Raw genomic sequence first — 12,023 nt, forward strand, 5'->3', positions numbered from 1 at the left:
CGCATGGCCCCCTCCAAAGACCCGCGCCCCTGCTCGATCGCCGACACCCTCGCCCTCGTCGGCGAGAAGTACTCCCTGCTCGTGCTGCGCGAGGTGTGCCTCGGCAACGGCCGCTTCGACCAGCTCGTGCGCAACATCGGCGCGCCGCGCGACATCCTCGCCACGCGCCTGCGCCGCCTGGTCGACGCCGGGATCCTCACCAAGCGCCCGTACAGCGAGCGCCCGCAGCGCTTCGAGTACCGGCCCACCCAGGCGGGTTACGAACTGGAGCCCGTGCTGTGGACCTTGAAGGAGTGGGGCGACCGGCATCTGCGGGCGGACAGCGGCGTCCCGATGGTGCTCGAGCACCACTGCGGCCACGAGTTCACGCCGGTCGTCACCTGCCGGGCCTGCGGCGAGGAGGCGCGGCACCGCGAGCTGACCGCGCACCCCCAGGCGCCGGGCTGGACGGTGGGCGGTCCCGCGGCCGCCTGAGCGTCACCCGGAAGGGCGCGGGGGGCCACCGAACCTTCGCCGAGGCTTCATCTGCGGGCGCTACAGTTCGCCCTCGGCGCGCCCGATGATCGACAGCACCGCACCCGGCGGTGGGGGTGTGCCCTTCGACCTTTCCGCGATCGGCACTTGGACCCCGCTGCCCTATGTCATGGTTTGAATCACTGATCCTCGGACTCGTCCAGGGTCTGACCGAGTTCCTGCCCGTCTCCTCCAGCGCGCATCTGCGGCTGACCGCGGCCTTCTCCGGCTGGGAGGACCCCGGCGCGGCCTTCACCGCGATCACGCAGATCGGCACGGAGACCGCGGTGCTGATCTACTTCCGCAAGGACATCGGGCGCATCCTCTCCGCGTGGTCCCGCTCGTTGACCGACAAGGCGATGCGCCGGGACCAGGACGCCCGCATGGGGTGGCTGGTCATCGTCGGCTCGATCCCGATCGGCGTGCTCGGCGTGACGCTCAAGGACCAGATCGAGGGCCCGTTCCGCGATCTGCGGCTCACGGCGGCGATGCTGATCGGCATGGGCGTCGTCCTCGGCGTCGCCGACCGGCTCGCGGCGCGCGCGGAGAGCGGCGGCCGGCACCGGGTGGCCGCGCCCCGCAAGAAGTTGGGCGACCTGACGGTGAGGGACGGCCTCATCTACGGCGTGTGCCAGGCGATGGCCCTGATCCCGGGCGTCTCCCGCTCCGGGGCCACCATCAGCGGCGGCCTGTTCATGGGCTACCGGCGCGAGGCGGCGGCCCGTTACTCGTTCCTGCTCGCCGTCCCGGCCGTGCTGGCGTCCGGCCTGTTCGAGCTGAAGGACGCGGCGGAGGGCGGGCACGTGTCCTGGGGTCCGACGCTGTTCGCCACGGTGATCGCGTTCGCCACCGGGTACGTGGTGATCGCCTGGTTCATGAAGTTCATCTCGACCAAGAGCTTCATGCCGTTCGTCTGGTACCGGATCGCGCTCGGCGTCGTGATCATCGTCCTGGTCGCCGCGGGGGCGCTCAGCCCGCACGCGGCGGAGTCGGCGGGCTGAGGGTCCGCACGGGGAGCGGGTTGAGCATCCGGACGGAGGCGCGGGCGCGGACCGGGCGCGCGGAAACGGTTCGCCGCCCGGCGGGCCCGGACCTTACGCCCGGGACGTGTCCGCGGCACGTGACCGAACCCATACGGGTCCCGTAGCCGTCCGGTAGCGCACCGTCAGTCCATGGCCCTAGGCTTGTCCGCATGTCCCCCGATTTAACGCCCCCTGGTTCCGTGCGGTCCGCCGCCGAGGTGAACGAGCAGATCCGCGCCCTGTGGCTGCGGGCGGGCGGCTCCCTGTCCGCCCAGGAGCGCGAGGAGTACGAGATGCTGGTCGTCGAGTGGGCGGCCGCGATCCGCGGACGGGTCGTCGAGGCGGCCTGACGGCCGCACCGGACCGCGTCCACCTGTCAGCGTCCGCCCGCGACCCGCAGCACCGTCCCCGTGGTGTAGGCGGCGTCCGGCGACATCAGCCAGGCGACCGCCGCCGCGATCTCCTCCGCCTGTCCCGCCCGCCGCAGCGGGATGGTCCCGGCCATCTCCCGGACCCGGTCCGGCGCCCCCATCGCGGCGTGCATCTCCGTGTCGATCAGGCCCGGGGCGACCGCGTTGACCCGCACCCCGGCCGGCCCGAGCTCCTTCGACAGCCCCACGGTCAGCGCGTCCACGGCCGCCTTGGTCGCCGCGTAGTGCACGTACTCGCCGGGGCTGCCCAGGGTCGCGGCGCCCGACGAGATGTTCACGATCACGCCCGCGCCGCGCGGCGTCATCAGCTGGGCGGCCCGTCGCGCGCACAGCAGCGTGCCGATCACGTTGACGTCGACGACCCGGCGCAGCGTGTCCGTGCCGACCTCGGTGAAGGGCCCCAGCGGCCCGGTCACCGCCGCGTTGTTCACCAGCCCCGTCAGCGGCCCGAGTTCCCGCTCGGTCACCTCGAACAGCCGCTCAACGTCGGCCTCGTCGGACGTGTCCGCCCGCACGGTCACCGCCCGCGACCCGGCCGCCCGCACGTCCTCGGCCACCTTCTCGGCGGCGCCGGCGTCCCGGACGTAGTTCACCGCCACGTCGTGTCCCTCCGCCGCGAGCCGCCGGCAGGTCGCGGCGCCGATGCCCCGGCTTCCCCCGGTGACCACCGTGACCAGACGCTTCATGAGTACCTCCTGGCGCAGAACGCGGGACGAAGATCCCCAGACTCGCAGACGGGCCCGCCGGGGTCGCGCCCGGGCCCGCGGGCCGGGGAATGTCCGCGCACGCCCCTTGGCTGCGCTCCCCGCATGGTCAACACTGAGCCGATGACGCAGCGTGTGGAGCTCGCGACCGTACGGGACCGGCTGGCCCTGGACGGGCTGGTCACCGACTACGCGGTGGCCGTCGACGACGGCGACTGGGCGGCGTACCGGCGGCTGTTCACCTCGGACGGGCGGGCGGACTACCGCGGGGCGGGCGGCATCGAGGGGGACGCCGGCACGGTGGCCGGGTGGCTGGCCGAGCGGTGCGCGCAGTTCCCCGTGCGGCAGCTTCTTCTCGTCAACCGCCGGATCCGGCTGGGCACGTGGGAGGGGGACACCGGGGACACGGCCGAGGTGCGGACCGACTACGTCAGCCCCGCGTCCCGGGGCGGCAAGGCGGACGGGGCCGCCGGGCTCGACCTGCTGAGCGGCGGCCGGTGCGTGTTCACGACGGTGCGCACGCCCGACGGCTGGCGGCTGAGCCGGGTCGTCGTGCGCGAGAGGTGGCGCCGCCCGACCGGCGAACGGGCGGACGGTGTGATCGACTGAAACCCGTCGCGCGGCGCATCCGGCCGGGTCCGGGACGCACACTGGAGGCAGCACGGGGTAGGGAGGCGCCCATGAACAACGTCGGCCACCTCCTCGCCACCCCGTGGCGCCGCTCGACCGCCGCCGCGGTCGCGGGCGCGCTGCCCGTCCTGGCCTTCCCCGCCCCGAACCTGTGGTTCGTCGCCTACGTCGCCCTGGTCCCCTGGCTGCTGCTGATCCGCACCGCGCCGACCGGACGGCGGGCCGCGTTCGACGGCTGGTGCGGCGGGTTCGCGTTCATGCTGGCCATGCACCACTGGCTGCTGCCCAGCCTGCACGTGTTCACGTTCGTCCTCGCCGCGCTGCTCGGCGCGCTGTGGGCGCCCTGGGGATGGCTGGTGCGCCGGACCCTGGGCGGCTCGCCGTCCGGGGGGCGGGTCGCCGCCGCGCTCCTTGTGGTGCCGTCGGGCTGGCTGACGATCGAGTTGATCCGCTCATGGCAAGGCCTCGGCGGGCCGTGGGGCGTGCTGGGCGCGAGCCAGTGGCAGGTGGAGGCCGCGCTGCGGCTGGCGTCCGTGGGCGGGGTGTGGCTGCCGAGCTTCCTGGTGGTGGCGCTGAACGTCGCGGTGGCCGTGCTGGTCGCGGTGCGCCGGGCGCGGGTGCCGGCCGTGGCGGGGCTGGTCGCCGTGGCCGCCGCCGGGTCCGCCGCGTGGGCGGTGTCGCCGCGCCCGGAGCCCACCGGTGAGCGGACGCGGATCGCACTCGTCCAGCCGGGCGTCATAGCCGGCGCGGACAGCGCGGACCGCCGCTTCGACCGCGAGGAGCGGCTGACCCGCGAGCTGGCCGGCCAGGACGTCGACCTGGTCGTCTGGGGGGAGAGCAGCGTCGGCTTCGACCTCGGCGACCGCCCCGACCTGGCCCGGCGGCTGGCCGCGCTGTCCCGCGAGACGGACGCGGAGATCCTGGTCAACGTGGACGCCCGGCGCTCGGACAGGCCCGGCATCTACAAGAGCTCGGTGCTGATCGGCCCCGACGGCCCGACCGGTGACCGGTACGACAAGATGCGCCTGGTGCCGTTCGGGGAGTACATCCCGGCCCGCTCGCTGCTGGGCTGGGCGACCTCCGTCGGCAAGGCGGCCGGCGAGGACCGCAGGCGCGGCTCCGAACAGGTCGTCATGGACGTGGGCGACGGTCTGCGGATCGGGCCGATGGTGTGCTTCGAGACGGCGTTCCCCGACATGAGCCGCCATCTCGTCCAGGACGGCGCGGGCGTGCTGCTCGCGCAGTCGTCCACGTCGACGTTCCAGGACAGCTGGGCGCCGGAGCAGCACGCCTCGCTGGCCGCGCTGCGCGCCGCCGAGACCGGCCGCCCGATGGTGCACGCCACCCTGACCGGGGTGTCCGCCGCGTACGGCGCGGACGGCGGGCGCATCGGCCCGTGGCTCGGCACGGACGCCTCCACCGCGCAGGTCTACGAGGTGCCGCTCGCACGGGGCACCACCCTGTACGTCCGCTTCGGCGACTGGCCCCCGCAGGCCGCTCTGCTGATCCTCGCGGTCTACGGCGGTGTGGAGCTGGCGCGCTCTAGGCGAGGCGCTCGTCGACCGCTCGTACCACCCGTTCGCACAGCTCATGGGTCGCCAGTGCGTCACGGGCGCTGAGCGTCTTCCCGGCGCGCACCGCGTCCAGGAAGGCGAGCGCCGCCTGCTCGATGCCGCGCTGCCGGGACACCGGCACCCAGTCGCCGCGCCGCCGCACGGTCGGCTGGCCCTTGTGGTCGATCACCTCGGCGAGGTTGACCACCTGGCGCTTGGTGTCCTGCCCGGACACCTCGAGGATCTCCTCGGCGGAGCCGCTGAGCCGGTTCATCACGCCGAGGGCGGTGAAGCCTTCGCCGGCCAGCTGGAGCACCACGTGGTGCAGCAGCCCGTCCTCGGTGCGGGCGCGGACGGTCACGTCGTCGATCTGGCCGGGCGCCAGGAAGCGCAGGGTGTCCACGACGTGGATGAAGTCGTCGAGGATCATCCGGCGCGGCTCCTCCGGCAGCCCGACCCGGTTCTTCTGCATGAGGATCAGCTCGCGCGGGTGGTCCGCGCACTGCGCGTAGCCGGGGGCGTGGCGCCGGTTGAAGCCCACGGCGAGGCTCACGCCGCGCTCCTCGGCGAGCGTCACCAGCCGCTCGGAGTCGGCGAGTTCGTAGGCGAGCGGCTTGTCGACGTACGTCGGCACGCCGGCCTGAAGCAGCCGGGTCACGATCTGCGGGTGGACGTCGGTCGGGGCGTGCACGAAGGCCGCGTCGAGCCCCGCGGCGATCAGCGCGTCCAGGTCGGCGTGGAGCTGCGCGGCCGGCAGGTGGAGGGCGTCGCCGACCCGCTCCAGGGTGGCCGGGGTGCGGGTCTGCAGATGGAGCTCCACCCCGGGCTGGACGGCGAGCACCGGAAGATAGGCCTTCTGTGCGATGTCGCCGAGCCCGATGCAGCCGACCTTCACGGTGTGTTCTCCTCTGGTCCTCGCCTGCCGTGGTCCGCTGCGAGCATACGGGGTGCCCCGGAGCCGTCCCCGGCCGCACCGGAGGGCCCTCCCGGCGGCCGCCAGTCGGCGACCCCGTCGAGCCCGCGCAGGAACAGCGACGGCGCCGTCCTGGACAGCGCGGCCATCGCGGCGTCCCGTACGGCCGGGCCGACGCGGCCGGTCATCAGGTTGAGGCGGGCCGCCCGCACCGCGCGGCGCGCGACGGCCGTGGTGCGCGGGAGGCGGACGGCGGTGTAGCCGGGGAGGCCGTCGGCGACGGGCGCGTCCGCGGAGGAGGGCATGCCCGGTCGGGGGAAGGCCAGCGTGATCGCGTCCTCGACGGCCTGGTTGCCGCCCTGGCCGAGGGTGGGCGGCATGGCGTGGGCGGCGTCGCCGACGAGGGCCACGCGGCCGAGGTGGAAGGCGGGCAGCGGCTCGGCGATGTGGTGCACGTCGTGCCGCAGGACGTCCTCGGGCCGGACGGCGGCCAGCACCTCGGGGACGGGGCTGTGCCAGTCGCCGTAGCGGCGCAGCAGTTCGGCCCGCTCGTCGTCCGGGGCCCGCTCCCCCGCCGGTGCGACGGCGGCGGCGTAGGCGTACACCCGGCCGTCCTTGAGCGGGTGGGTGCCCCAGATGACGCCCCGGCCCCAGGTCTCGTGCGAGGGGAACGCGACGCCGGGCAGCGGGATGACCACGCGCCAGGTGGTGAAGCCGCTGTACACGGCGCCGGGGTGGCCGGGGAAGAGGGCGCCGCGCACGGCCGAGTGGATGCCGTCGGCGGCCACCACCAGGTCGGCCTCCAGTTCCCCGTCGGGCGTCTCCACCCGGGCCGGCCTGCCGGGGTCGCCCGGGACACCGGGGTCCGTGAGCCGGGCGGGGGTGGCGGTGCGGACGGCGCCGGACGGGAGCAGGCCGGCGAGGTGGTCGACGAGGGTGGCGCGGTGCAGCAGGACGAGGGGTCCGCCGAAGCGTTCGGCCGCGGCGGCGGCGTCGGTGCGCGCCAGCCACCGGCCGCTCGGCGTCCGCAGCCCGCCGTCGCCCTGCCAGGCGGACAGGGCGCGGATGTCGTCGCCCAGGCCGATGACGTCCAGGGCGCGCAGCGCGTTGGGGGACAGCGAGATCGCCGCGCCCACCGGCTCCAGGGAGGGGGCGCGCTCCAGCACGGTGACCCGTGCCCCGCGCAGACGCAGGGCGGCCGCCGCCGTCAGCCCGCCGATGCCCCCGCCGATCACGATCACGCGTTCGGCCGCTGTCATGGCTCCTCCTCGCGATAGCCGACTACACCTGTAGTAGCCCCTCGCCCGCCACCGTACTACAGGCGTAGTGACACAGATAGGTTGGCCTCCATGTCCGAACGCACCACCGCCGCCGGCGCCCGCGCCGGCCTCGTCGCCGACACCGCCCTCGCCCTGCTCGCCGAGCGGGGCATGCGCGGCCTGACCCACCGGGCCGTGGACGAGGCGGCCGGACTCCCCCAGGGCTCCACGTCCAACGTGGCGCGCACCCGGCAGGCACTCCTGGAGCTGGCGGTACGGCGGCTCGCCGACCGGGAGGAGCGGGTCCTGGCCCTCCACGAACTCCCCGGCCCCGACGACGGAGCCGACGCCGTCCTCGACGCCCTGGCCCTGGCGACGCACCGCGCCTTGACCCGCAACCGCGAGCTGACCCTCGCCCGCTACGAACTCGCCCTGGAGGCCACCCGCCGCCCGGAGCTGCGCGCCCATTTCGACGCGGCCGGCGCCCGCTTCCGTGACCGCCTGACCGCTCTCGCCGCCGCGCTGGGCTCCACCTCCCCGGCCCGCCACGCCCTCACCCTGACCGCCTGGGCCGACGGCCTCCTCTTCTCCTGCGTTGCGGGCTCCTACCACGCCGGCGTCCCGTCGCTGTCGGACGTCCGCGCGGACCTGCGGGAGATCGTCGAGGGCATGCTGGGCACGCGCCCGTCGTAAAAGCCGTGGTGTACGGCCCCTTCGGCGGGAAAGGATGCCGGGATGACGACCCAGCGCACCGAACCCGCTCAGAACGCCGACGAACGGACCATGCTCGAGGGGTGGCTCGACTACCACCGCGCGACGCTCGCCCTCAAGTGCGAGGGGCTGACGGACGAGCAGCTGCGGACGGCCTCGGTGGCGCCGTCGGAGCTGTCGCTGATGGGGCTGGTGCGGCACATGGCGGAGGTGGAACGGTCCTGGTTCCGCCGGGTGTTCGCCGGTGAGGACGCGGGGCCGATCTACTACGGGGAGGCCGACCCGGACGGGGAGTTCCACCCCGGCGAGGCGGACACCTGGAAGGACGCCTACGAGACCTGGCAGGCGGAGATCGCGGCCGCCCGGCGCAGCGCGGCCGGTCACTCCCTCGACGAGCGCTCCCGGCGCCGTCACCACTCCCACTCCGAGCCGTGCTCCCTGCGCTGGATCCACACGCACATGATCGAGGAGTACGCCCGGCACAACGGTCACGCGGACCTGATCCGGGAGGCGATCGACGGCGCCACCGGCGAGTGACGTCACCCGCCGCGCCGGCGGGGCCCTCGAAGGTGGGCGGACATCACCCGTGCGGAGGACGGCCGCGCCTGTCCGTGCGCCGCGCGGCGGGCGGAGCCAGCAAAGTGGCGGGGGTGCAGCGAACGACGACCACAGCAGCGCTTCTGGTGACCGTGGCGGCCGCCGCCCTCTCGGGCTGTGTGACGGTCCAGGGTCCCCTCGCACCGGGCCCGGCGACCGCGCCGCCGCCAGGGGCCGGGCACGACGCGGCGGGACGCGACGCGTCTCCGGTCGTGCAGGCGCCGGCGCGCGAGGCCCTGACACGGGTGCCGGCCGACTCCCCCGAGGCGTCGCCGTCACAGCGGGCCACTCCGAAGACCGAGCCGTCGAAGAAGGCCGTGCCCTCCGACGCGCGTAACGGGCAGGCGCCGCGCACCGAGCGGTCCCGGAGCCCCGAGCGGCCGCAGCCGACCCGGCGCGCCCCCGCACCGCGCCCGCCGGCGCAGCTCCCGGGCGGCGGCGGGTCCTCGACCGGGGGCGGCTCGGACGTGTGCGCACTGGGCAGGGAGTACGGCGGCTGGCCCGCGGACAGTCCGCAGGCACGGATCTGCCAGGACACCTACGGCCGCTGAGCCTCCCCCTCCGACTCAGCGCTGCCGGGGCGGTCCCGGTCCCCCGGGCGGCATCCCGTCCTCCTCCAGCCGTGCCTCCAGCCGGCGGACGGCGGCCCGTACGCCCTCGCCGTAGCGGTCGTCGGCGAGGGTGCGGGCGGCGGACCGGGCCCGGTCCAGATGGGCGCGGGCCGCGTCGGGGCGGCCGAGGCGGGCGTAGTCGGCGGCCAGGTCGAGATGCAGCGAGGGATACAGGGCGCGCACCGCCGGGGCGCCGTCCTGGACCTCCCGGGTCCCGCCGGCCTCCTCGGCCGCCGTCAGCGCCCGCAGGTCCCAGGCCAGTTCGTCCTCGGGGTCGTCCTGGGTGTCGGCGAGGTAGTGGGCGAGGGTGCAGCGGTGCAGCGGGTCGCCGTGCTCGCCGATCTCCGCCCACAGGCCGAGGAAGCGGTGCCGGGCCTCCTCCCGGTCCCCCGCGTGGTGCAGCATCACGACCTGGCCGATCCGGGTGAGCAGGGCGTCCGGCGCCGCCTGCTCCTGTCGCTCCGTCACCGCGTCCTCCGCACCGTCGCCCGCTGTCGCCCCCGACGCTAACCGCAGACGGGGACGATTCCGGACAGGCCGCCCCGCGACGTGCCGGAGGCGAGCACGGCGGCCCGTCCGGCCGTGTCCGCCCGTCCGCGTCCGGGCGGACACGGCCGGGCGGACATGGGCGGGCGGATCAGCCCAGGTTCGGGATGGTCCAGTCGATCGGCCGGTGACCCTGAGCGGCCACCGCCTCGTCGATCTGCGAGAACGGCCGGGAGCCGAAGAACTTCTTCGCGGACAGCGGCGAGGGGTGCGCCCCCTTCACCACCACGTGCCGGCTCTCGTCGATCAGCGGCAGCTTCTTCTGGGCGTAGGCGCCCCACAGCACGAACACCGCCGGGTCGGGGCGGTCGGCCACCGCGCGGATCACCGCGTCGGTGAACAGCTCCCAGCCGCGCCCCTTGTGGGAGTTGGCCTCGCCCGCGCGGACCGTGAGCACGGCGTTGAGCAGCAGCACGCCCTGCTTCGCCCACGGCATCAGATAGCCGTTGTCCGGGACGGGCGTGCCCAGGTCGGCGTGCAGCTCCTTGTAGATGTTCCGCAGGGACGGCGGAATCTTCACCCCGGGCCGGACCGAGAAGCACAGCCCGTGCCCCTGGCCTTCGCCGTGGTACGGGTCCTGGCCGAGCACCAGGACCTTGACCTCGTCGTACGGCGTGGCGTCCAGGGCCGCGAAGACCTCCTCGCGGGGCGGGTAGACGGGACCGCGCGCCCGCTCCTCCTCGACGAACTCGGTCAGCTCCTTGAAGTAGGGCTGCTGAAGCTCGTCACCCAGAACCCCGCGCCAGGACTCGGGCAGCATGGCGATGTCGGTCACGTCGATTCCCTTGCTCACGTGGTCGTTTCCAGGTCTCAGAACCTACCGGCGACCACTGACAGCCGGCCTCGCGGCCGGCTGTCCGGGCGCTCTACCAGCTGGTCTTCCGGGAGAGCTGCCACATCATCATGATCGTGGAGGGGTCCAGGGCGCGCTCGGCGCCCGAGATGTCCCGGCTCGCCGCCACGTACTGCCGGCCCTGCCACAGCGGCAGCAGCCGCGCGTCGTTCACGAGGATCTGCTGTGCCTCCTCGAACTGCTTCACCACGTTGCCCCGGTCGCTCTCGCGGCGGGAGCTGGGCAGCAGTTCGTTGACGATCTTCTTCGCCTCGTACGGCGTGCCGAGTGCGTTCTGCTTGCCGACGAACGGGGCGATGAAGTTGTCCGCGTCCGGGAAGTCGGGGAACCAGCCACGTCCGAACACCGGGTACTCGCCGTTCTGGTAGCCCTCGACGTAGGTCTTCCAGGGGCGGCTCTTGAGCGTGACGTCGAACAGCTCGGACGCCTCCAGCTGCCGCTCCAGCTCCTTGAACTCCGCGGCGGTCTCGGAGCCGTAGCGGTCCGAGGTGTACCAGAGGGTGAGCGGCACGCGCTCGGTGATGCCGGCGTCGCGGAGGATCTCGCGGGCCTTGTCGGCGTCGGGCTCGCCGAAGTCGTCGAAGAAGCCGGTGGTGTGTCCGGTCAGGCCCTTGGGGACCATCGAGTACAGCGGGTCGACGGTGTCCTTGTAGACCTTGTGCGCGATCGCGGCGCGGTCGACGAGCTGCGCGACGGCCTGGCGCACGGCCTTCTTCCCGGCCCACGGGTCCTTCGGGTTGAACACCAGGTAGTTGATGTCGGTCCCGGTGCCGTCGATGAGCTGGATCTCCTCCTCCTTGGAGGTCCTGCCTTGGAGTTCGACGATGTCGCCCGCGGCCAGACCCCGGTAGGTGAGGTCGATGCGCTTGTCGCGCAGCGCCTGCACCATCTCGCCGGAGTCCTGGTAGTAGCGGATGGTGACCGCGTCGTTCTTCCGCTCGGCGTACCCCTTGTAGCGGTCGTTGCGGACCAGCCGGGCCTCCTTGCCCTCCTCGTACGACTCGAGGGTGTACGGGCCCGATCCGACGACGCTCTTGTCCTCGCGGAGCGACCCCGCCGGGTAGGAGTCGGGGTCGACGATCGACATCGCGGGGGTCGCGAGCACGAACGGGAAGGTGGCGTCGGGCTTGTTGAGGTAGAAGACCACCTCGCGCTCGTTCGGCGCCTGGACCCGCTCGAGGCTGCCCAGCAGACCGGCCGGGCCGCCGTTGACGTTGATCTCGCGGATCCGGTCGATCGAGTGCTTGACCGCCTTCGCGTCCAGCGCGCTGCCGTCGGAGAAGGTCAGCCCCTCGCGCAGCTCGCAGCGGAACACCTGGTTGGAGGTGTCGGAGAACTCGCAGCTCTCCGCCGCGTCCGGCTGCGGAGTCGTCGCGCCGATCGGGTAACTCAGCAGCGTTTGATAGATGTTGCGGAACAGCTCCCAGGAGCTGTCCCAGGACGCGGCAGGATCCAGCGTGCTCGGCGAGCTGGTGGTTCCCACGACGATGGGGCCCTCGTCCTCCGGGCTGTCGGACGACAGAACTCCGCATCCGGCCACCAGGGACGATATGGACGCGATGGCCGCCACCCGCCGCAGGCATCGGTTCCGGTTGAACACGCGCACGCTCCTCGATCTGCCATACCAAGGGTCGGCGAACGATACCGCAGGGAAACGCCCGCTGACCCTCCTCGGAAGGA

Annotated in this window: 14 protein-coding genes; 8 read left to right on the top strand and 6 right to left on the bottom strand. The window is 73.7% G+C overall.

The features are described from left to right. Positions 1-3 precede the first annotated feature (3 nt). The 3 genes from ACFOSY_RS22750 (at position 4) to ACFOSY_RS22760 (ending at position 1,885) form a co-directional block, all read left to right on the top strand. Complete coding sequence (locus ACFOSY_RS22750) at positions 4-474, top strand: winged helix-turn-helix transcriptional regulator (protein ID WP_394309765.1); 471 nt, start codon at positions 4-6, stop codon at positions 472-474. A gap of 164 nt (positions 475-638) precedes the next feature. Then, positions 639-1,514: an undecaprenyl-diphosphate phosphatase gene (locus ACFOSY_RS22755; RefSeq protein ID WP_394309767.1), complete on the top strand. Its 876-nt coding sequence runs from the start codon at positions 639-641 to the stop codon at positions 1,512-1,514. A gap of 191 nt (positions 1,515-1,705) precedes the next feature. Next, positions 1,706-1,885 carry a hypothetical protein gene (locus ACFOSY_RS22760; RefSeq protein WP_063823437.1) on the top strand — a complete coding sequence of 60 codons (180 nt, stop codon included), beginning with the start codon at positions 1,706-1,708 and terminating at the stop codon, positions 1,883-1,885. A 26-nt stretch (positions 1,886-1,911) separates the two neighbouring features. Here the strand turns inward: ACFOSY_RS22760 and ACFOSY_RS22765 are convergent, their stop codons facing one another. Continuing rightward, the gene (locus tag ACFOSY_RS22765) at positions 1,912-2,652 is read right to left on the bottom strand and encodes an SDR family NAD(P)-dependent oxidoreductase (protein ID WP_394309769.1); all 741 of its coding nucleotides are present in this window, start codon (positions 2,650-2,652) and stop codon (positions 1,912-1,914) included. A gap of 141 nt (positions 2,653-2,793) precedes the next feature. Here ACFOSY_RS22765 and ACFOSY_RS22770 point away from each other — a divergent pair, with 141 nt between their 5' ends. Both ACFOSY_RS22770 and lnt read left to right on the top strand, forming a co-directional pair. Further along, the gene (locus ACFOSY_RS22770) at positions 2,794-3,279 is read left to right on the top strand and encodes a nuclear transport factor 2 family protein (RefSeq protein ID WP_394309771.1); all 486 of its coding nucleotides are present in this window, start codon (positions 2,794-2,796) and stop codon (positions 3,277-3,279) included. A gap of 71 nt (positions 3,280-3,350) precedes the next feature. After that, positions 3,351-4,919, top strand: coding sequence for an apolipoprotein N-acyltransferase (gene lnt, locus ACFOSY_RS22775; RefSeq protein ID WP_394309773.1), 1,569 nt, complete (start codon positions 3,351-3,353; stop codon positions 4,917-4,919). Here the strand turns inward: lnt and ACFOSY_RS22780 are convergent. Then, positions 4,843-5,748 (bottom strand): Gfo/Idh/MocA family protein, encoded by a 906-nt coding sequence (locus ACFOSY_RS22780; RefSeq protein ID WP_394309775.1) that lies wholly within the window; start codon positions 5,746-5,748, stop codon positions 4,843-4,845. The two genes, lnt and ACFOSY_RS22780, sit on opposite strands and share 77 nt — an antisense overlap. Next, positions 5,745-7,025 (bottom strand): FAD-dependent monooxygenase, encoded by a 1,281-nt coding sequence (locus ACFOSY_RS22785; RefSeq protein ID WP_394309777.1) that lies wholly within the window; start codon positions 7,023-7,025, stop codon positions 5,745-5,747. Before ACFOSY_RS22785 ends, ACFOSY_RS22780 begins: the two co-directional genes overlap by 4 nt. Before the next feature lie 90 nt (positions 7,026-7,115). Between ACFOSY_RS22785 and ACFOSY_RS22790 the strand changes: the two genes are divergently transcribed. From ACFOSY_RS22790 to ACFOSY_RS22800, 3 genes are all read left to right on the top strand, one after another. Then, a complete protein-coding gene (locus tag ACFOSY_RS22790; protein WP_394309779.1) occupies positions 7,116-7,718 on the top strand; it encodes a TetR/AcrR family transcriptional regulator in 603 nt (200 codons plus the stop codon). 42 nt (positions 7,719-7,760) lie between these two features. Beyond that, positions 7,761-8,273 carry a DinB family protein gene (locus ACFOSY_RS22795; RefSeq protein ID WP_394309781.1) on the top strand — a complete coding sequence of 171 codons (513 nt, stop codon included), beginning with the start codon at positions 7,761-7,763 and terminating at the stop codon, positions 8,271-8,273. A 146-nt stretch (positions 8,274-8,419) separates the two neighbouring features. Continuing rightward, a complete protein-coding gene (locus tag ACFOSY_RS22800; protein ID WP_394309898.1) occupies positions 8,420-8,884 on the top strand; it encodes a hypothetical protein in 465 nt (154 codons plus the stop codon). 15 nt (positions 8,885-8,899) lie between these two features. On the opposite strand, the gene ACFOSY_RS22805 is transcribed toward ACFOSY_RS22800, so the two are convergent. The 3 genes from ACFOSY_RS22805 to ACFOSY_RS22815 all read right to left on the bottom strand — a co-directional run bounded on the left by ACFOSY_RS22805 (position 8,900) and on the right by ACFOSY_RS22815 (position 11,943). Next, on the bottom strand, positions 8,900-9,412 hold the full coding sequence (locus tag ACFOSY_RS22805; protein ID WP_394309783.1) for a hypothetical protein: 513 nt from the start codon (positions 9,410-9,412) through the stop codon (positions 8,900-8,902). Between the two features lie 169 nt (positions 9,413-9,581). Continuing rightward, entirely contained in the window at positions 9,582-10,265 is a 684-nt protein-coding gene (gene ung / locus ACFOSY_RS22810) for a uracil-DNA glycosylase (RefSeq protein WP_394309900.1), read from the bottom strand. Between the two features lie 91 nt (positions 10,266-10,356). Next, positions 10,357-11,943, bottom strand: a complete 1,587-nt coding sequence (locus tag ACFOSY_RS22815; RefSeq protein WP_394309785.1) for an ABC transporter substrate-binding protein — start codon at positions 11,941-11,943, stop codon at positions 10,357-10,359. Positions 11,944-12,023: the final 80 nt, after the last annotated feature.

The sequence above is a fragment of the Streptomyces lusitanus genome (assembly GCF_042647945.1).
Classification (GTDB): Bacteria; Actinomycetota; Actinomycetes; order Streptomycetales; family Streptomycetaceae; genus Streptomyces; species Streptomyces pseudogriseolus.

Excerpts from the sequence above, each read along its gene's own strand:
- ACFOSY_RS22750 (WP_394309765.1), top strand. The coding sequence starts at position 4 with ATGGCCCCCTCCAAAGACCCGCGCCCCTGCTCGATCGCCGACACCCTC.
- ACFOSY_RS22755 (WP_394309767.1), top strand. The coding sequence starts at position 639 with ATGTCATGGTTTGAATCACTGATCCTCGGACTCGTCCAGGGTCTGACC.
- ACFOSY_RS22760 (WP_063823437.1), top strand. The coding sequence starts at position 1,706 with ATGTCCCCCGATTTAACGCCCCCTGGTTCCGTGCGGTCCGCCGCCGAG.
- ACFOSY_RS22765 (WP_394309769.1), bottom strand. The coding sequence starts at position 2,652 with ATGAAGCGTCTGGTCACGGTGGTCACCGGGGGAAGCCGGGGCATCGGC.
- ACFOSY_RS22770 (WP_394309771.1), top strand. The coding sequence starts at position 2,794 with ATGACGCAGCGTGTGGAGCTCGCGACCGTACGGGACCGGCTGGCCCTG.
- lnt (WP_394309773.1), top strand. The coding sequence starts at position 3,351 with ATGAACAACGTCGGCCACCTCCTCGCCACCCCGTGGCGCCGCTCGACC.
- ACFOSY_RS22785 (WP_394309777.1), bottom strand. The coding sequence starts at position 7,025 with ATGACAGCGGCCGAACGCGTGATCGTGATCGGCGGGGGCATCGGCGGG.
- ACFOSY_RS22790 (WP_394309779.1), top strand. The coding sequence starts at position 7,116 with ATGTCCGAACGCACCACCGCCGCCGGCGCCCGCGCCGGCCTCGTCGCC.
- ACFOSY_RS22795 (WP_394309781.1), top strand. The coding sequence starts at position 7,761 with ATGACGACCCAGCGCACCGAACCCGCTCAGAACGCCGACGAACGGACC.